Source organism: Pseudomonas sp. JS425 (genome assembly GCF_018223845.1).
In the GTDB taxonomy this organism is placed as follows: Bacteria; Pseudomonadota; Gammaproteobacteria; order Pseudomonadales; family Pseudomonadaceae; genus Aquipseudomonas; species Aquipseudomonas asiatica.
In genome coordinates this window covers 1,169,635-1,189,758 of the sequence record NZ_CP073661.1, presented here as the reverse complement: position 1 = coordinate 1,189,758, position 20,124 = coordinate 1,169,635, and the positions used below count along the sequence as shown (strand labels likewise).

Annotated in this window: 16 protein-coding genes; 13 read left to right on the top strand and 3 right to left on the bottom strand. The window is 62.9% G+C overall.

Features of this window, described 5'->3' with window-relative positions:
• Window positions 1–85: 85 nt before the first annotated feature.
• Window positions 86–646 carry a response regulator transcription factor gene (locus KDB76_RS05430; RefSeq protein ID WP_015269045.1) on the bottom strand — a complete coding sequence of 187 codons (561 nt, stop codon included), beginning with the start codon at window positions 644–646 and terminating at the stop codon, window positions 86–88.
• Entirely contained in the window at window positions 646–1,902 is a 1,257-nt protein-coding gene (locus KDB76_RS05425; RefSeq protein WP_003257889.1) for an ATP-binding protein, read from the bottom strand. Before KDB76_RS05425 ends, KDB76_RS05430 begins: the two co-directional genes overlap by 1 nt.
• A gap of 202 nt (window positions 1,903–2,104) precedes the next feature.
• Here KDB76_RS05425 and KDB76_RS05420 point away from each other — a divergent pair, with 202 nt between their 5' ends.
• The 13 genes from KDB76_RS05420 to KDB76_RS05360 all read left to right on the top strand — a co-directional run bounded on the left by KDB76_RS05420 (window position 2,105) and on the right by KDB76_RS05360 (window position 18,102).
• Window positions 2,105–2,821, top strand: a complete 717-nt coding sequence (locus tag KDB76_RS05420) for an SIMPL domain-containing protein (RefSeq protein ID WP_024086326.1) — start codon at window positions 2,105–2,107, stop codon at window positions 2,819–2,821.
• A gap of 469 nt (window positions 2,822–3,290) precedes the next feature.
• Complete coding sequence (locus KDB76_RS05415) at window positions 3,291–4,916, top strand: ABC transporter substrate-binding protein (protein ID WP_024086325.1); 1,626 nt, start codon at window positions 3,291–3,293, stop codon at window positions 4,914–4,916.
• Between the two features lie 146 nt (window positions 4,917–5,062).
• Entirely contained in the window at window positions 5,063–6,655 is a 1,593-nt protein-coding gene (locus KDB76_RS05410; RefSeq protein ID WP_024086324.1) for an ABC transporter substrate-binding protein, read from the top strand.
• A 233-nt stretch (window positions 6,656–6,888) separates the two neighbouring features.
• On the top strand, window positions 6,889–8,268 hold the full coding sequence (locus KDB76_RS05405; protein ID WP_024086323.1) for an OprD family porin: 1,380 nt from the start codon (window positions 6,889–6,891) through the stop codon (window positions 8,266–8,268).
• A 77-nt stretch (window positions 8,269–8,345) separates the two neighbouring features.
• Window positions 8,346–9,956 carry an ABC transporter substrate-binding protein gene (locus KDB76_RS05400; RefSeq protein ID WP_169774846.1) on the top strand — a complete coding sequence of 537 codons (1,611 nt, stop codon included), beginning with the start codon at window positions 8,346–8,348 and terminating at the stop codon, window positions 9,954–9,956.
• Window positions 9,957–10,047: 91 nt separating this feature from the next.
• Entirely contained in the window at window positions 10,048–11,058 is a 1,011-nt protein-coding gene (locus KDB76_RS05395; protein WP_012316108.1) for an ABC transporter permease subunit, read from the top strand.
• Between the two features lie 10 nt (window positions 11,059–11,068).
• Window positions 11,069–11,995 carry an ABC transporter permease subunit gene (locus KDB76_RS05390; RefSeq protein ID WP_015269040.1) on the top strand — a complete coding sequence of 309 codons (927 nt, stop codon included), beginning with the start codon at window positions 11,069–11,071 and terminating at the stop codon, window positions 11,993–11,995.
• A gap of 10 nt (window positions 11,996–12,005) precedes the next feature.
• Window positions 12,006–12,974 (top strand): ABC transporter ATP-binding protein, encoded by a 969-nt coding sequence (locus KDB76_RS05385; protein ID WP_003257886.1) that lies wholly within the window; start codon window positions 12,006–12,008, stop codon window positions 12,972–12,974.
• Entirely contained in the window at window positions 12,974–13,942 is a 969-nt protein-coding gene (locus KDB76_RS05380) for a peptide ABC transporter ATP-binding protein (protein ID WP_024086321.1), read from the top strand. Before KDB76_RS05385 ends, KDB76_RS05380 begins: the two co-directional genes overlap by 1 nt.
• A gap of 371 nt (window positions 13,943–14,313) precedes the next feature.
• Window positions 14,314–15,123 (top strand): nuclear transport factor 2 family protein, encoded by an 810-nt coding sequence (locus KDB76_RS05375; protein ID WP_024086320.1) that lies wholly within the window; start codon window positions 14,314–14,316, stop codon window positions 15,121–15,123.
• Between the two features lie 64 nt (window positions 15,124–15,187).
• Entirely contained in the window at window positions 15,188–16,594 is a 1,407-nt protein-coding gene (locus KDB76_RS05370) for an FAD-dependent oxidoreductase (protein WP_024086319.1), read from the top strand.
• Between the two features lie 34 nt (window positions 16,595–16,628).
• Window positions 16,629–16,970, top strand: a complete 342-nt coding sequence (locus tag KDB76_RS05365; protein ID WP_024086318.1) for a cupin domain-containing protein — start codon at window positions 16,629–16,631, stop codon at window positions 16,968–16,970.
• Between the two features lie 52 nt (window positions 16,971–17,022).
• Window positions 17,023–18,102 (top strand): polyamine ABC transporter substrate-binding protein, encoded by a 1,080-nt coding sequence (locus KDB76_RS05360; protein ID WP_024086317.1) that lies wholly within the window; start codon window positions 17,023–17,025, stop codon window positions 18,100–18,102.
• Window positions 18,103–18,239: 137 nt separating this feature from the next.
• Here KDB76_RS05360 and KDB76_RS05355 read toward each other — a convergent pair whose 3' ends face one another.
• Entirely contained in the window at window positions 18,240–19,823 is a 1,584-nt protein-coding gene (locus KDB76_RS05355) for a peptide chain release factor 3 (RefSeq protein WP_003257876.1), read from the bottom strand.
• Window positions 19,824–20,124 lie beyond the last annotated feature (301 nt).

Below are 20,124 nucleotides of genomic sequence, written 5' to 3'. Positions count from 1 at the left end.
TACAGGTACTGCACAGGTCTGGAGGCCTGTGAACACCTGTAAGAGCGGGTTTACCCGCGAAGAGGCCGGCACTGCCAGTACTGAATCAGCGCCGAACCGGGCGCTTCTGCAGTTTGCGCTGCAAGGTCCGCCGGTGCATGCCCAGCGCCCGCGCGGTGGCCGAGATATTGCCCTCGTGCTCGTTCAGTACGCGCTGGATATGCTCCCACTGCAGGCGGTCGACCGACATCGGGTTTTCCGGCACCAGGCTGTCCAGGTCGGTGTGCTCTGACAGCAACGCAGCCAGCACATCATCGGCATCGGCCGGCTTGCACAGGTAGTTGCAGGCACCACGCTTGACCGCTTCCACCGCAGTGGCAATGCTCGAGTAACCGGTCAGGATCACCACGCGCATTTCCGGGTCCAGCTCCAGCAGCTTGGGCAGTAGCACCAGGCCGGAGTCGCCCTCCATCTTCAGGTCCAGCGTGGCGTAGTCCGGCAGGTCTTGCTGGGCCAGGATCAACCCTTCCTCGGCAGAGCTGGCGGTGCTTACGCGGAAACCGCGGCGGCTCATGGCCCGGGCCATGACCCGGGTGAAGGTGGCATCGTCATCCACCAGCAGCAGGTGCGGCAGCTCTTCGCCTTCGACCTGGTTTTCTTCGCTCATCATTCATCTCCTCGCTTGCCATAGGGCAGGCGCAGTTCGGTCAGGGTGCCACCCTGTTCATGACTATAGAGTTTCACCGAACCGCCCGCACGGGTCACGCTGGCCTTGCTCAAGAACAGGCCCAGGCCGAAGCCTTTGCCCTTGGTGGTAATGAAGGGTTTGCCGATGGCCTCGGCGATCGCCGGCGGCACGCCGGGGCCGTGGTCACGGATGCTGATGACGATGTCATGGGTGTCCCAGTCCAGGCGCACTTCAAGGTCGTCGGGGCAGGCATCGGCGGCATTGTTCAACAGGTTCAACAGCGCCTGGGTCAGGTCCGGCGGCGGGGTCAGGCGCGGCACCTGGCCGTCGCGCAAGCGCTGGAAGCGGTAGCTGGCTTCCGGGCGCATCAGGTGCCAACGGTTGAGCGCCTCGTCCAGCCATGCCGTGACATCCTGCTCCACCACGGCCAGGCGGCGGTTGGCTTCGGCGGCGCGTACCAGCTGTTGCAGGGTTTCCTTGCACAGCTTCACCTGGTCCTGAAGGATCTGCAGGTCTTCCTGCAGCAACGGGTCGGCGTGGTCCTGGCGCATTTCGTTCAGCAGCACGCTCATGGTCGCCAACGGTGTGCCCAGCTCATGGGCGGCACCGGCGGCCTGGGTGGCCACGGCCAGCAACTGCTCGTCGCGCAGGCTTTCTTCACGCCGCTCGGAACGCAGTTGCTCCTGGCGGCGCAGCTCTTCGGCCATGCGTGCGGCAAAGAAGGTGATCACCGCCGCGGCCAGGGCAATACTCAGCCACATGCCATACACCTGCATCTTGTCCCGCGCCATCGGCAGGCCTTCGAGCGGGTAGAACTGCACCAGCAGCAGGCTGTAGGCGGTCAGGGCAATGCCGGACAGGATCAGCGAATACAGCCACGGCAAGGTAACTGCGGCAATCGCCAGCGGCACCAGGTAATACGAAACGAACGGGTTGGTCGAGCCGCCGGAGTAGTACAGCAAGGCACTGTGGATCAGCAGGTCGCAGGCCAGCTGCAGGGCATATTCCAGCTCGGTGACAGGTAACGACAGGCGCAGGCGCAGGGCCGTGAAGGCGCACAGCAGCGAAGACAAGGCCAAGGTGCCGGCCAGCGACAGCCAGGGCAAAGGCAGCAGTTCGGTCCAGTAGGCGACGCCCACGGAGCCGGCCTGGGCAGCCAGGACCAGGACCCGAATGACGGTCAGGCGCCAGAGGTTCTGGCGAGTAGCGGACAGCGGTTGTACGGCGGCGAGCATGAGCTCTCCTGATGATTGCTCCAGAAAAATCGGCTGGAGTATACCGAAGCCAGGCGCCTCGCTGCAGCGATGCGGCAAAGCGCCACACTTTGTCACAGGTTCATGATGGCACTTTTGAACCCACTACACTGTTGCCGGTCTGATGGGCCATGCGTGGAATGGATGGCCACAACCCACGCCTTATATTGCCAAGGAGTACCACATGCAAATCCCACGTCGCGGCACCGCCCTGATCCTGTCCTGCGGCCTGCTCGCCAGCCTGCCGGCGCTGGCTGCCGATGAGCCGCGCTACAATCAGGTCTCGCTGCGTGCCGAGGTCAGCAAGGAAGTGGCGCGCGACCTGATGGTCGTTACCCTGTACAGCGAAGCGCAGAACACCGACCCGGGCAAGCTCGCCAAGCAGATCACCGAGACCATGAACAAGGCCGTACAGCAGTCGCGCCAGGTCAAGGACGTGAAGATCAGCCAGGGTAGCCGCAACAGCTACCCGGTATATGACAGCAAGGGCCAGAAGATCACCGGCTGGCGCGAGCGCGCCGAGTTGCGCCTGGAAAGCGCCAACTTCCCTGCCCTGTCGCAGCTGACCGCCGACCTACTGCAAGAGCTGAAGATGGGGGGCATGGACTTCTCCATCGCCCCGACCACGCGCAAGGCCAGCGAGGATGCACTGCTCAAGGATGCGGTGGATGCCTTCAAGGCACGCGCGCAACTGGCTACCGAGGCACTGGGTGGCAAGGGCTACAAGGTGGTCAGCCTGAACCTCAACAGCAGCGGTTACCCGCGCCCTTACCTGCGCAGTGCGCCGATGGCGATGAAGGCCATGGGGGCTGATGAGTCGGCACCGGCGCCGGATATCGAGGCAGGGACCAGTGAAGTGAGCATGAATGCCGATGGCCTGATCGAAGTGCAGATGCCTTAAATTCACGAAACACCTGTGGGAGCGGGCTTGCCCGCTCTCATGGAACTGCACATGACTCATTGAATTAGCAGGGACCTTGTGGGAGCGGCTTTAGCCGCGAACACCGGCGCAGCCGGTGCCATGCACCGCGTTGGATTCTTCGCGGCTAAAGCCGCTCCCACAGGGTACACGGATCGCTTGCGAATCCAGTTCTCTGCCAAATCAGCATTTTCAGACATTTCCTACGCACCAATAAGGTGCTTCCTACGCCAATCCCGCCTCGAAATATCCCGCAAAAAGCCATCATTTTGCCTACGCAAACGTTTAACTTCTTCGAAAGTTATATCAATGCGACATCCATGTACGCCCGTACCACTTTTCTGGCGCCAACTATCCCTCCGCATATTGCATTGGGAACACCCCTGCATAAGTATCCGCAGGTCGGCTCACGAGGCCACCTCAATCGAAAAATGACAACAATGAGGCCACCATGCTCAAACACGCAGTCATTCCGTTCCTGCTAGGCGCAGGCTTGCTCTCCGGCGCACCGTCGGCCCTCGCAGCGTCCAACCTGGTGTTCTGCTCCGAAGGCAGCCCGGCCGGCTTCGACCCGGGCCAATACACCACAGGGACTGACTTTGACGCCTCGGCCGAGACCGTGTTCAACCGCTTGACCCAGTTCGAACGTGGCGGCACGGCAGTCATCCCGGGTCTGGCAACCAAGTGGGAAGTCTCCGACGACGGAAAGACCTACACCTTCCACCTGCGCGAAGGGGTCAAGTTCCACACCACCGACTACTTCAAGCCCACCCGCAACTTCAACGCCGACGACGTGCTGTTCACCTTCAACCGCATGCTCGACAAGGACCACCCGTTCCGCAAGGCCTACCCCACCGAGTTCCCATACTTCACCGACATGGGCATGGACAAGAACATCGCCAAGCTGGAGAAGCTCGACGAACATACCGTCAGGTTCACCCTCAACGAAGTCGACGCCGCATTCATTCAGAACCTGGCCATGAGCTTCGCCTCGATCCAGTCCGCCGAATACGCCGACCAGTTGCTCAAGGACGGCAAGGCCGCCGACATCAACCAGAAGCCGATCGGCACTGGCCCGTTCGTGTTCAGCAAGTACCAGAAGGACGCGCAGATCCGCTTCAAGGGCAACAAGGACTACTGGCAACCTGATGACGTGAAGATCGACAACCTGATCTTCGCCATCACCACCGACGCCTCTGTGCGCATGCAGAAGCTGAAGAAGAACGAGTGCCAGGTCACCCTGTTCCCGCGCCCTGCCGACATCCAGCCGCTGAAACAGGACCCCAAGCTGCAGATGCCGCAGCAAGCCGGTTTCAACCTCGGCTACATCGCCTACAACGTGATGGACAAGGTCAAGGGCAGCAACGAGCCCAACCCGCTGGCCCAGCTGAAGGTCCGCGAGGCGCTGGACATGGCCGTGGACAAGAAAAAGATCATCGAGTCGGTCTACCAGGGCGCCGGCCAACTGGCGGTCAACGCCATGCCCCCGACCCAGTGGTCCTATGACGACAGCATCAAGGACGTGCCATTCGACCCTGAAAAAGCCAAGCAACTGCTCAAGGAAGCCGGCATCAAGGAAGGCACCGAAATCACCCTGTGGGCGATGCCCGTGCAACGCCCGTACAACCCCAATGCCAAGCTGATGGCCGAGATGCTGCAATCCGACTGGGCCAAGGTCGGCATCAAGGCCAAGATCGTCAGCTATGAATGGGGCGAGTACATCAAGCGCTCCAAAGGCGGCGAACAGGGCGCCATGCTGATCGGCTGGAGCGGTGACAACGGTGACCCGGACAACTGGCTGGGCACCCTGTACGGCTGCGACGCCATGAACGGCAACAACTTCTCCAAATGGTGCTACAAGCCCTACGACGACCTGATCAAGCAGGCCAAGGCCACTTCCGACCAGGCCAAGCGCACCGAGTTGTATCAGCAGGCACAGCACATCCTCAAGGAGCAGGTGCCGATCACCCCGATCGCCCACTCCACCGTGTACCAGCCCATGAGCGCCAAGGTGAAGGACTTCAAGATCAGCCCGTTCGCGCTGAACTCCTTCTACGGCGTCAGCGTGGACAAATAGGCTAGCCAAGGCACCCGCCGAGCGGCGGGTGCCCCGCCAACCTCGTCCCCCTCCATGTCGTCCCGCCGCCATCCGCAGCGGGGTCGGCGACCTGTTGCCGCCATTCGTACCCCGAGGCGGCGCAAACAGACGTAAAAGGACTTGCCATGCGCCATACCACCCGAGTTTCCGCCCTGCTGGCCCTGGGCCTGATCAGCCAATCGCCGGCGCTGCTGGCCAACAACCTGGTGTTCTGTTCCGAAGGCAGCCCCGCCGGCTTCGACACTGCCCAGTACACCAGCGCCACCGACAACGACGCCGCCGAACCGATCTACAACCGCCTGGTCGAGTTCGAACGCGGCGGCACTGCCGTGCACCCTGCCCTGGCGACCCGCTGGGAGGTGTCCGAAGATGGCCTGCGCTACACCTTCCACCTGCGCGAAGGGGTGAAGTTCCACAGCAACAAGGCCTTTGCACCGAGCCGCAACTTCAACGCCGACGACGTGCTGTTCACCTTCAACCGCATGCTCGACAAGAACCACCCGTTCCGCCAGGCCTACCCGACCGAGTTCCCCTATTTCATCAGCATGGGCCTGGACAAGAACATCGCCCGTGTCGAAAAGACCGGTCCACTGACCGTGGTGTTCACCCTGAACAAGGTCGATGCCGCGTTCATCCAGAACCTGGCCATGAGCTTCGCCTCGATCCTCTCTGCCGAATACGCCGAACAGTTGATGACCAGCGGGCGCCCCAGCGACATCAACCAGCAACCGATCGGCACCGGCCCGTTCGTGTTCCAGCGTTATCAGAAGGATTCGCAGATCCGCTACAAAGGCAACAAGGCCTATTGGTCACCGCAGGACGTGAAGATCGACAACCTGGTGTTCTCGATCAACATCGACCCTTCGGTGCGCATCCAGAAGCTGCGCCGCAACGAATGCCAGGTCACCCTCCACCCGCGCCCCGCAGATCTCCCGGCGCTCAAGGCCGACAGCAAACTGCAGGTGCTGCAACAGCCTGGCTTCAACCTCGGCTATATCGCCTACAACACTCAACACCCACCGTTCGACCGGTTGGAAGTGCGCCAGGCAATGGACATGGCAGTGAACAAGCAGGCGATCATCCAGGCTGTGTATCAGGATTCCGGCCAGCTGGCAGTCAACGCCATGCCGCCAACCCAGTGGTCCTATGACGACAGCATCAAGGACGCCCCCTTCGATCCGGAAAAGGCCAAACAGCTACTGCAGCAGGCCGGAGTCAAGCCGGGCACCGAGATCACCCTGTGGGCCATGCCGGTGCAGCGCCCGTACAACCCAAACGCCAAGCTGATGGCGGAAATGCTCCAGGCCGACTGGAGCAAGCTCGGCTTCAAGGTGCGCATTGTCAGCTATGAATGGGGCGAGTACCTCAAGCGCATGAAAAGCGGCGAGCACGATATCGCCCTGATCGGCTGGACCGGGGACAACGGCGACCCGGACAACTGGCTGGGCACCCTCTACAACTGCGATGCCATCGGCAGCAACAACTACTCGCTGTGGTGCGATCCGCAGTACGACAGCCTGGTCAAGCAGGCCAAGCAGGTCACCGACCGCGCGCAGCGCACCGCCCTGTACCAGCAGGCCCAGCAGCGGCTCAAGCAGCAGGTGCCGATTACCCCGGTGGCACATTCAACGGTCAACCAACCGCTGAGCATCAAGGTTTCCGAATTTAAGGTCAGCCCTTTCGGGCGCAACGACTTTTCCGGTGTGAGTGTTGATTGATCTTTGACCCTCAAGGGCCTCTTCGCGGGTAAACCCGCTCCCACAGATACGGCGCACATGCCGAAACCTGTGGTGCCCCTGTGGGAGCGGGTTTACCCGCGAAAGGGCCGGCACAGCCAACACAACGCCCCGATTCTGCCCGGTGACCCCGGGCAACCCTGGCAACACCGCAGCAAGAAGCCCGGCCCACAAGGCCAGGCAATAACTAGAAGAACAGAAAGGGAGCTTTAACCTTGAGACTATTCACCTTGACCGCACTGGCGTTATCCATCAGTGCCTTATCCACCGTGACCCAGGCCGACCCGCAAAGCCAGGAATACGTGCCCATCACACTAAAAGGCAGCAGCGAGCAGGAGCAGGCCAGCGGCTTCGTCGACGGCCAGAGCCTGTCCGGCAGCACCCGCAACTGGTATGCCCGCGAGCGCGCCGCACGCGCCCCGCTGTGGAAGTACTACAAGAGCGACGGCACCCGCCACGACACCCACAGCCGCGAGAACTGGGTGCAGGGCACCATCCTCAACTACAGCTCCGGCTTCACCCAGGGCACCGTCGGCTTCGCCGTCGAAGCCGCCGGTTACAATGCCATCGCCCTGCTGCAGAACCGCGAGGACGTCGCCGGCCCCAACAACCGCACCCTGACCCACAGCGACGGCGACCCGGTCGGCCAGTGGAGCAAGATGGGCCTGGCCAACGTCAAGGCGCGGGTGTCCAACACCACGCTCACCGTCGGCCGCCAATCGGTGGACACGCCGATGATCGCCTACATCGGCAACCGCGCCCTGCCCTCGAGCTTCCAGGGCGCGTTCCTGCACAGCGCCGAATTCGACAACCTGAGCTTCGACCTGGGCACCTTCGACCGCGTCTCGCCACGTACCGAACAGAGCCTCAGCAAGTTCCGCACCGAGTACAGCGCCACTGGCGTGGAGACCGACCGCGCCAGCACCGCCGGCATCAACTACCAGCCGCTCAAGAGCCTGAGCACCAGCCTGTACGCCACCAAGGTCGACGACTTCTGGAACCAGTACTACTTCGGCGCCAACCACGTGCTCGGCGACAGCGCAGTGCTAAGCCTGAGCACCGGCCTGAACTACTACAAGACCGTCGACGCCGGCAGCAAGAAGATGGGCGAGATCGACAACGACACCTACAGCCTGTCGTTCGGCCTGACCCACCAGGCCCACACCCTCAGCGCCTCCTGGCAGCAGGTCAACGGCAACGAGTACTTCGACTACCTGCACGAAACCAACGGCATCTACCTGGCCAACTCGCTGCTGTCGGACTTCAACGGCCCCAACGAGAAATCGCTGCAGATTTCCTACGTGCTGAACATGGCGCCGTACGGCGTGCCGGGCCTGAAGTTCAACCTGTACAACGCCCGCGGCTGGGGCATCGATGGTACTCATTACCGCGGTACCGCCTACGACGTGAACGGCCTGGATGGCGAAACCCACTACGAGTGGGGCTTCGGCACCAGCTACGCGGTACAGAGCGGGCCATTGAAAGACACCAGCATCCGTGCCACCTACACCGCGCACCGCGCCAGCAAGGCCCAGGGCGATGGCAGCCTGGATGAGTTCCGGGTGGTTACCACCATTCCATTCAACATTCTCTGACCGCCGGCGCCACGGCCTGCTTCGCTGCGGGCCGTGGCGGCTACGCTGGAATCAATGCAAGCAGGGAGTTTCAACCCATGCAGAGAGCTTTCATGAAATCGCGGCCACTGCGCCTGGCCCTGGCCGCACTGCTTCTGGGCGGTGCCACGCAACTGGCGGCCAAACCATTGGTGGTGTGCACCGAAGCCAGCCCGGAAGGGTTCGACATCGTCCAGTACACCACTGCGGTCACCGCCGATGCCTCGGCCGAGACGGTGTTCAATCGCCTGGTCGACTTCAAGCCCGGTACCACCGAAGTCCAGCCGGCCCTGGCCGAGCGTTGGGACATTTCAGCCGATGGCCTGACCTACACCTTCCATCTGCGCCAGGGCGTGAAGTTCCACACTACCGACTACTTCAAGCCCACCCGCGACTTCAACGCCGATGACGTCCTGTGGAGCCTCAATCGCCAGCTCGATCCGAACCATCCATGGCATGACAAGACCAGCGTCGGATACCCGTACTTCGAGAGCATGGGCTTCAAGGACCTGCTCAAGTCGGTCAGCAAGGCCGACGAGCACACCGTGGTAATTACCCTTACCCGACCGGAAGCGCCGTTCCTGCGCGACATGGCCATGGGCTTCACCTCGATCTACTCCGCCGAATACGGCGACCAGTTGCTCAAGGCTGGCAAGGCTGCCGAGTTGAACAGCAAGCCGATCGGCACCGGCCCGTTCATCTTCCAGCGTTACAACAAGGATGCCCAGGTTCGCTTCAAGCCCAACCCGGACTATTTCCGCGGCAAGCCGCCGGCCGATGCGCTGGTCTTCGCCATCGCTACCGACAGCAATGTGCGCCTGCAGAAACTGCGCGCCAACGAGTGCCAGGTAGCGCTCTATCCCAAGCCCGATGACGTGCCGTCGATCAAGCAGGACCCGAAACTCAAGGTCGAGGAGATCGAGGCCTTGGTCACCGGTTACATCTCGATGAACACCGAACACAAATACCTGAGCGACGTTCGCGTGCGCAAAGCCATCAACATGGCCTTCGACCGCCAGACCCATGTCGACCAGTTGTTCGGCAAAGGCAACGCATTGGTCGGCGTGAACCCGTACCCGCCGACCATGATCGGCTACAACAACGAGAACAGAAACCCACCCCGCGACCTGGCCAAGGCGCGCGATCTGCTCAAGCAGGCGGGCGTGCCCGAAGGTACGGTAATCACCCTGTTCACGCGCAACGGCGGCGGCCCGACCAACCCCAACCCGCGCTTGTCTGCCGAGATGCTGCAGGCCGACCTCAAGCAGATCGGACTGAAGCTGGACATCCGTGTGATGGAGTGGGCCGAAATGCTGCGCCGGGCCAAGAAGGGCGAGGCCGACCTGGTGTCCACCGGCTGGGCCGGCGACAACGGCGACCCGGACAATTTCCTCAGCCCGCTGCTCAGTTGCGATGCCGCCAAAAGCGGCGAGAACTATGCACGCTGGTGCAACCCCAAGTTCCAGGAGCTGATCAGCCGCGCCCGCGAAGTGATCGACAACGACGAGCGTGCAAGGCTCTATAACGAGGCATTGAAAGTGTACGATGACGAACAACCCTGGATCAGCATGGCCCATCCGAAGATGTTCACCGCCATGCGTGACAACGTGGAGGGCTACGTGATCAACCCTCTGACCAACAACAACTTCGCCACCACCAAGGTGAAGTAGAACAACAACGACCGCCGGCAACCCACACGGGAACCGGCGGCACCACCGTAGCGGGCTGATCGCCCCACGGCCTGATGAGGTAACCCCGACAATGTTGAGCTTTATTGCCCGGCGCCTTGGCCTGCTGATACCGACCTTTTTCGGTATCACCTTGCTGACCTTCGCGCTCATACGCCTGATCCCCGGCGACCCGGTGGAAGTGATGATGGGCGAGCGCAGGGTCGACCCCGAAATGCATGCCCAGGCCATGGAGCGCCTGGGCCTGAACAAGCCGCTGCCGGTCCAGTACCTGGACTACGTCGGCAAGCTGGCCCAGGGTGACCTCGGTGAATCGCTGCGCACCCGCGAGAGCGTGTGGAGCGAGTTCCTCACCCTGTTCCCGGCCACACTCGAACTGGCCTTCGCCGCCCTGCTGTTCGCTGGCATCGTCGGCCTGCTGGCCGGGGTGATCGCCGCGCTCAAACGTGGTTCGCTGTTCGACCACGGGGTGATGGGCATTTCGCTGGCGGGTTATTCGATGCCGATCTTCTGGTGGGGCCTGATCCTGATCATGTTCTTCTCGGTAAGCCTGGGCTGGACCCCGGTGTCCGGGCGCATCGACCTGCTCTACGACATCGAGCCGAAGACCGGCTTCATGCTCATCGACACCCTGCTCAGCGACGAGGAAGGTGCGTTCAAGGACGCGGTGATGCACCTGATCCTGCCGGCCATCGTGCTCGGCACCATCCCGCTGGCGGTGATTGCCCGCATGACCCGCTCGTCGATGCTCGAAGTGCTGCGCGAGGACTACATCCGCACCGCCCGCGCCAAAGGCCTGTCGCCGGCACGCGTGGTGTTCGTGCACGGCCTGCGCAACGCGCTGATCCCGGTACTGACCGTATTCGGCCTGCAGGTCGGCACGTTGCTGGCCGGTGCGGTGCTGACCGAAACCATCTTTTCCTGGCCGGGCATCGGCAAGTGGCTGATCGAAGCCATCGGTGCCCGTGACTACCCCGTGGTCCAGAACGGCATCCTGTTGATCGCCTGCCTGGTGATCCTGGTCAACTTCGTCGTGGATATCCTCTACGGCCTGGCCAACCCACGCATCCGTCATCAGCGCTGAGGCCTTCGCCATGACTAGCCCGATTCCGAAATCCGTCACGCCGGCCAGCCCGGTGGACCAGAGCCTGCTCTACCCCTCGCCATACAAAGAATTCTGGCAAGCCTTCGCCCGCAACAAAGGCGCGGTGATGGGCCTGGCCTTCATGTGCCTGGTAGTGTTCTGCGCGCTGTTCGCGCCGTGGGTTGCCCCGCACGACCCGAGCGAGCAGTACCGCGAATTCCTGCTGACCCCACCGGTGTGGCTCGAAGGTGGCAGCTGGCAGTTCATCCTCGGCACAGACGAGCTGGGCCGCGACCTGCTTTCGCGGCTGATCCAGGGCGCGCGGCTGTCGCTGCTGATCGGCCTGTCGTCGGTGGTGATGTCGCTGATCCCTGGCATCCTGCTGGGCCTGCTGGCCGGTTTCTTCCCGCAACTGCTAGGCCCGTCGATCATGCGCCTGATGGACGTGATGCTGGCCCTGCCCTCGCTGCTGCTGGCAGTGGCCATCGTCGCCATCCTCGGCCCAGGCCTGATCAACACCGTGATCGCCATCGCCATCGTGTCGTTGCCATCCTACGTGCGCCTGACCCGCGCCGCCGTGATGGGTGAGCTGAACCGCGACTACGTCACCGCCGCGCGCCTGGCCGGTGCCGGGCTGCCACGGCTGATGTTCGTCACCGTGCTACCCAACTGCATGGCACCGCTGATCGTGCAGGCCACCCTCAGCTTCTCCTCGGCCATCCTCGACGCCGCCGCCCTGGGCTTCCTCGGCCTTGGCGTGCAGCCGCCGACACCGGAGTGGGGCACCATGCTGGCTTCGGCCCGCGACTACATCGAGCGCGCCTGGTGGGTGGTGAGCCTGCCCGGCCTGACCATTCTGCTCAGTGTGCTGGCAATCAACCTGATGGGCGACGGCCTGCGCGATGCGCTGGACCCGAAACTCAAGAACGCCGCCTGAGGAGAACGCCATGTCACTGTTGCAGATCAACAACCTGAACGTGCGCTTCGGCGACGCCAATGCGGTACCGGTGGTCGATGGCCTGGACCTGACGGTGGAGGCCGGCGAGATCCTGGCCATCGTCGGCGAATCCGGCTCGGGCAAGTCCGTGACCATGATGGCCCTGATGGGCCTGATCGACGCCCCCGGGCGCATCACCGCCGACTCGCTCACCTTCGACGGCACCGACATGCTCAAGCTCAGCGGTCGCCAGCGACGCAAGGTAGTGGGCAAGGACATCGCCATGGTTTTCCAGGACCCGATGACCGCGCTCAACCCCAGCTACACCGTGGGCTACCAGATCGAGGAAGTGCTGCGCCAGCACCTGGGCCTGAAGGGCAAGGCCGCGCGCCAGCGTGCCCTGGAGCTGCTGAAGAAGGTCGAGATCCCGGCTGCGGAAAGCCGCCTGGACGCCTACCCGCACCAGCTGTCCGGCGGCATGAGCCAGCGCGTGGCGATTGCCATGGCGATTGCCGGCGAGCCCAAGCTGCTGATTGCCGACGAACCCACCACTGCGCTGGACGTGACCATCCAGGCGCAGATCATGGAGCTGCTGGTCAACCTGCAGAAGGAGCGCAACATGGCGCTCATCCTGATCACCCACGACCTCGCCGTGGTCGCCGAAACGGCCAGGCGGGTGTGCGTGATGTACGCCGGCCAGGCCGTGGAAGTGGGCCAGGTGCCGGAGCTGTTCGACGTGCCCGCCCACCCCTACAGCGAAGCGTTGCTGGCGGCGATCCCCGAGCACAGCATCGGTGCCGAACGCCTGGCCACCCTGCCCGGCATCGTCCCAGGCCGCTACGACCGCCCCGTGGGTTGCCTGCTGTCACCGCGCTGCCCGTACGTGCAGGACAACTGCCGGCGCCAGCGCCCGCCCCTCGATCCCCAGGCCCATGGCCTGGTGCGTTGCTTCTACCCGCTGAACCAGGAGGTGGCGTGATGGCCGTCGTTCTATCCGCCCGGGAGCTGACCCGGCATTACGAAGTCTCCCGCGGGCTGTTCAAGGGCCACGCCCTGGTCCGCGCGCTGAATGGCGTGTCGTTCGAACTGGAGGCCGGCAAGACCCTGGCCGTGGTCGGCGAGTCCGGCTGCGGCAAGTCGACCCTGGCCCGCGCCCTGACCCTGATCGAAGAGCCGTCGTCCGGCTCGCTGCAAATTGCCGGCACCGAAGTGAAAGGCGCCAGCAAGAGCGAGCGCAAGCAACTGCGCCGCGATGTGCAGATGGTGTTCCAGAGCCCCTACGCCTCGCTCAACCCACGGCAGAAGATTGGTGACCAGCTGGCCGAGCCGCTGCTGATCAACACCTCGCTGAGCAAGGCCGAGCGGCGAGAAAAGGTGCAGAAGATGATGGAACAGGTCGGCCTGCGCCCCGAGCATTACCAGCGTTACCCGCACATGTTCTCCGGTGGCCAGCGCCAACGTATTGCCCTGGCCCGGGCAATGATGCTGCAGCCCAAGGTGCTGGTGGCGGACGAGCCGACCTCGGCGCTGGACGTGTCGATCCAGGCCCAGGTGCTGAACCTGTTCATGGATTTGCAGAAGGAGTTCAACACTGCCTACGTGTTCATCTCGCACAACCTGGCGGTGGTGCGGCATGTGGCCGATCAGGTGCTGGTGATGTACCTCGGCCGGCCGGCGGAGATGGGGCCGAAAGAAGATATCTACGAAAGGCCGTTGCACCCGTATACCCAGGCGCTGCTGTCGGCGACGCCGGCGATTCACCCGGACCCTTTGAAGCCGAAGATCCGCATTGCCGGGGAGTTGCCCAACCCGCTGAACCCGCCGGATGGGTGTGCGTTTCACAAGCGCTGCCCGTATGCGACCGAGCGTTGTGCCAAGGAGGTGCCGGCGCTCAGGCAGGTGAGTACCCGGCAGGTGGCTTGTCACTATGCCGAGCAGTTTCTCTAGCCTTTAGATAGCCGGGGCTGCTTTGCAGCCCTTTCTCGACACAAGGCCGCTCCTACAAGGGACCGCGATCTCCTGTAGGAGCGGCCTGGTGTCGCGATGGGCCGCAAAGCGGCCCCACAATTTCAATGCATGAAGAACCAGATCAGAATAATCACCGGAATCGGCACCCCAATCATCCAGAGCAGTATCGAGCGCATGGCCTTTCTCCTTGTTCGATGTTGAACAGACCGGTGCACTCGCCATGCCATCCCTGTCAAAAAATCAGTCTCAACCAAATCAACGGCTTACGCCCCATACCGCTTGGCAGAACCGTGCAATATGCCGGATCCACACCCTTGCAGCTGGGTGTTCTGCAATGCACTATCAGGCTCATGATCGCCCACACCCTCCCCGACGGCCCCGAGCAGACCCCGCTCACCGCCGACACCGTGCTGCGCTACCACCTGTGCTGGAAGCGCCGCGACCTCGACGGCGTCATGGAGCTCTACCACCCCGACATTCAGTACCACGACTTCTTCCAGAACCGCGTGCTCGGCTACCAGGAACTGCGCGACTACGTGCGCGCCTGCCTGCCCCATGAAGCCGGCGAAGATATCGTGCACAGCGACCGCATCCGCGTCGACGGCTGTACCGCGTTCATCCAGTACCAGGTCACGGTCCAGGGCGGCGATGGCCTGGTGGCGTTCCAGTCCAGCGAGGCGATTACCGTCAAGGACGGCCTGATCTGGCAGGTCAACGAATATGCCACGCTGGTACACCGCAACGGCAGCGGCCACGCCAGCAGTGGCCCACGCCCGGCCACCAGCCGCCTGGGCCTGTCGCCGAGGCAGTTGTCGACCATGGCCCAGGACCTGGAACACTACTTCCAGCGCCAGCGCCCCTACCTGGACCCGGAACTGGACCTGCAGCAGGTGGCCGACGCCAGCGGCTACAGCCGCAACCAGATCTCCTACCTGCTCAACCAGGTGCTCGGGCAAAGCTTCTACTGCTACGTCAACCAGGCCCGCCTGCAGCACCTGATGGCCAGCCTTGATAACGACAGCATCGAGGCCACGATCGACGAGCTGGCGTTCAATGCCGGTTTCAACTCGTTGTCGGCGTTCTACAAGTGTTTCCGCGAACACACCGGGCTTACGCCCAATGCGTACCTGAAGCAAATTTCCCTGCGTGCACGCACGTAGGACAGCCGCCCGCCGACACCACTAGGATCGCCCACAGACCTTGACGGATGTGGAGCCGAACCCGATGCAACCCCTGCGCACGCTCAGCCTGTGGATGGACCAGCTCGACGAGCCGTTGTGCGCCCGCCCGGCCCTGCGCGAGGACCTGGACGCGGATGTATGCATCATCGGCGCTGGCTACACCGGCCTGTGGACCGCCTACTACCTCAAGCGCCAGGCGCCACAGTTGAACATCGCGGTAATCGACGCCAACATCGCCGGCTTCGGCGCTTCGGGGCGCAACGGCGGCTGGCTGATGGGCAACCTGCTCGGCGAAGACCGCCTGCTGGCCACCCTGTCACCGCAACAGCGCCGCGCCAGCATCGACCTGCTGCATGGCATTCCCGATGAAGTACACCGCGTACTGCATCGCGAGAGCATCGACTGCGACTACCGCAAAGGCGGCGTGCTGTACTGCGCCGCGCGCTACCCGGAACAGGAGCGCAGCCTGCGCGCCTACCTAGACGACCTTTATCGCCAAGGCATGACCGAGGACGACTACCGCTGGCTGCGCCCCGAACAGCTTGACGCTCAGTTGCGGGTCAGCAACGCCTATGGCGCCATCTACAGCCCGCACACCGCAACCATCCAACCCGCCAAGCTGGCGCGTGGCCTGGCCCGGGCGGTAGAAGCGCTGGGCGTACCCATCTACGAAAACACCCCAGCCATCGACTGGCAGCCGGGTGAGGTGCGCACCCCGTTGGCGCGCATCCGTTGCCAATGGACGGTACCCGCCGTGGAGGGCTATGCCGTCAGCCTGCCGCCACTGGGCAAACATCAGCTGCCGGTACAGAGCCTGTTGGTGGCCACCGAACCACTGCCGGAGGCCACCTGGCAACAGATCGGCCTGAACCAGGGCGAGGCGTTCAGCGAAAGCAGCCGCCAGGTCACCTACGGCCAGCGCACCGCCGACGACCGCCTGGTATTCGGCGCCCGTGGCGGCTACCGCTTCGGTGGCCGCCTGCGCGAAAACTTCAACCTCGACGAACAGGAAATCGAGCTGCGCCGCTACCTGTTCAGCGAGTTGTTCCCACAGTTGAAGCACGCACGCATCACCCATTCCTGGGGCGGCAACCTGGGCATGGCGCGGCGCTTCCGCCCGCACATGCTCTGCGACCGTCAACGCGGCATCGCCCTGGCGGGCGGCTACGGCGGCGAAGGCGTCGGCGCCACCAACCTGGGCGGGCGCACCCTGGCGGCGCTGATCCTCAACCAGCACAACGAACTGACCGCGCAACCCTGGGTACTCGACAACCGCCCGCTTTCAAGCCTGGCCAGCTGGCCACCCGAGCCCTGCCGCTGGCTGGGCTACAACGCGATCATCCAGAGCTTCGTCCACGAGGACCGGACCCTCGCCAACCCCGCCAGTGCGCCCTGGAGGCGGCGCCTTGCCAGCAATCTTGCGGACTTCATGGAAGGCTTCATGCGCTGATTTTTCCCCCTCACTGACACAGGATTTACCGGTCATGAGCATCACCCATTTCAAGAACACCGACAGCGCCGTGCTCGACAGCTCCAACCCGGTCGCGGTGCCGCTTGGCGACCCCGTTGCATTGACTTCGGTCACCTGCGTGGAACGCAGCGACGGCGTCGAAACCGGCATCTGGGAGTGCACCCCCGGGCGCTGGCGTCGGCAGATCGTGCAGCAGGAGTTCTGCCATTTCATCAAGGGCCGCTGCACCTTCACCCCCGACGGTGGCGAGCCCCTGCTCATAGAAGCCGGAGACGCACTGATGCTACCGGCCAACAGCACTGGCACCTGGGACATCCAGGAGACCGTGCGCAAAACCTACGTTCTTGTCTTCTGATCCGCTGATCGCCTGCCTTCGATAACAACACACAAAGCAAGGTAACCCCGACATGCGCACGCTCCTTCTCGCCCCCCTGATGCTGGCCGCCAGCGTGGCCGGCGCCGCCGAAACGGTGAAGATCTACAACTGGTCCAGCTACGTTGCCCCCGACACACTGAAGAACTTCCAGCAAGCCAGCGGTATCGTGCCCACCTACGACGTTTACGACAGCAACGAAACCCTCGACGGCAAGCTGATGACCGGCAACTCCGGCTACAACGTGGTGTTTCCGTCCAACCATTTCATGGCCCGGCAAATCCAGGGCAAGGCCCTCAAGCGCCTGGACAAGTCGCAATTGCCCAACTGGCACAACCTCAACCCGGTGCTGCTCAAGGCGCTCGAAGTGAACGACCCGGGTAACCAGTACGGTTTCCCATATCTGTGGGGCAGCACCGGCATCGGCTACAACATCGACAAGGTCAAGGCAGTGCTGGGCGACGATGCCCCGGTGGACTCCTGGGACCTGATCTTCAAGCCCGAGTACATGAGCAAGCTGAAAAGCTGCGGCGTCGCGGTATTGGACAACGGCCCTGAACTGTTACCGATCGCCCTGCACTACCTGGGCCTGCCACACCACAGCCAGGACCCGGCGGACTACGACAAGGCCAAGGCGCTGCTGATGCAGGTGCGACCGTACATCAGCTACTTCCACTCCTCGAAGTACACCGGCGACCTGGCCAATGGCGATATCTGCGTGGTGGTGGGCTTCTCGGGGGATGTACTGCAAGCGAAGAACCGCGCCGAGGAGGCGAAGAACGGGGTGAAGGTGGGCTACTCGATCCCCAGGGAAGGCGCGCCGATGTGGTTCGACATGGTTGCCATGCCGGCCGATGCACCGGATGAGAAGGCCGGGTATGCCTACATGGACTACCTGCTACAGCCGGAGGTGATGGCCAACATCAGCAACCATGTGCAGTACGCCAACGGCAACCTCAAGGCGGACGGGCTGGTGGATCCGGCGATGAAGGGTAATACGATGATTTACCCGAGCGAGGAAGTAATGGGCAAGCTGTATGCGCTGGAGGCGATGCCGGCCAAGATCGACCGTATTCGCACGCGGATCTGGACCAGTATCAAGGCCGGGAATTGATTTCGGCCTTAACACGGTCCCTGTGGGAGCGGGTTCACCCGCGAATGCGATGTTGAGTTTACCGACGCATTCGCGGGTAAACTCGCTCCCACAAGGGTCAGGAGCAGGCCCTGAAAATCAGTAGCAAGCTCTCGAAATCAGTGGTGCTCGCGGGTAGCGCGGAACTTGATGTCCGGCCAGCGTTCTTCCATCAGCGACAGGTTGACCCGGGTCGGCGCCAGGTAGGTCAGGTGCCCGCCACCGTCGATGGCCAGGTTCTCCATGGCCTTGTTCTGGAATTCCTCGAGCTTCTTCTTGTCGTCACAGCCGATCCAGCGGGCCGACCACACGGTGATCGGCTCGTAGGCGCACTCGACCTTGTACTCTTCCTTCAGGCGGCTGGCGACCACGTCGAACTGCAGCACACCGACTGCACCGAGGATGATGTCGTTGCTGCGCTCAGGGAAGAACACCTGGGTAGCACCTTCTTCGGCCAGCTGTTGCAGGCCCTGGCGCAGCTGCTTGGATTTCAGCGGATCCTTCAGGCGCACGCGGCGGAACAACTCCGGTGCGAAGTGCGGGATACCGGTGAAGCCCAGTGCCTCGCCTTCGGTGAAGGTGTCGCCGATCTGGATGGTGCCGTGGTTGTGCAGGCCGATGATGTCGCCGGCATAGGCCTCTTCCAGCTGCTCACGCTCGGAGGAGAAGAAGGTCAGCGCGTCGCCGATGCGCAGGTCCTTGTTGATGCGCACGTGGCGCATCTTCATGCCCTTCTCGTACTTGCCCGAGCAGATGCGCATGAAGGCGATGCGGTCGCGGTGTTTCGGGTCCATGTTCGCCTGGATTTTGAACACGAAACCGGTGAACTTCTCTTCCACAGGCTCCACGGTGCGCTCGTGAGCCACACGGCCCAGCGGGCGCGGCGCCCAGTCGACGACGGCGTCAAGCACATGGTCGACACCGAAGTTGCCCAGCGCGGTACCGAAGAACACCGGGGTCAGCTGGCCGTTGATGAACTCTTCCTGGTTGAACTCGTGGCAGGCGCCCTGCACCAGCTCCAGCTGTTCGACGAACGAATCGTACTGGTCGCCCAGGTGGGCACGGGCTTCGTCCGAGTCCAGCTTCTGGATGATCTTGGCTTCGGTGCGCTCATGGCCGTGGCCCGGGGTGTACACCACGATGTAGTCACCGGTCAGGTGGTACACGCCCTTGAAGTCGCGGTAGCAACCGATCGGCCAGGTGATCGGCGCGGCCTTGATCTTCAGCACGGCTTCGATCTCGTCCAGCAGCTCGATCGGGTCGCGGATGTCACGGTCGAGTTTGTTGATGAAGCTGACGATCGGCGTGTCGCGCAGGCGGCACACGTCCATCAGGGCGATGGTACGTGGCTCTACACCTTTACCGCCGTCGAGCACCATCAGCGCCGAGTCCACCGCGGTCAGGGTGCGGTAGGTGTCTTCCGAGAAGTCTTCGTGGCCGGGGGTGTCGAGCAGGTTGATCATGTGCTCGCGGTACGGGAACTGCATCACCGAGGTGGTGATGGAGATGCCGCGCTGCTTCTCCATTTCCATCCAGTCGGAGGTGGCGTGGCGGTCGGACTTGCGCGACTTCACGGTACCGGCGACGGCAATGGCCTTGCCCATCAGCAGCAGCTTCTCGGTGATGGTGGTCTTACCGGCGTCGGGGTGGGAAATGATTGCGAAAGTGCGGCGCTTCGCGACTTCGGCGGCCTGGTTGGTCATGGGAAATCGCCTGACTGGGGGATTAAAAAGGGGCGATATCATACCTGAAGTTGGGCCGGGACCAAAATTTGCTGAACCGGCGGTGCCTGTTCCGGCCTCTTCGCGGGTAAACCCGCTCCCACAGGTATCACACCGCCTTTGAAACCTGTGCAGGACTTGTGGGAGCGGGTTTACCCGCGAAAGCGCCCGCCCAGAGGCCACAAATTCGCCAGGCAATCGCTTTATCACGACAAATGGCCCAAGAGCAGTTATTTCAACGCCTACAAAGCACTAACCCGCTGCTTTTTCTCGTCAATTTTCC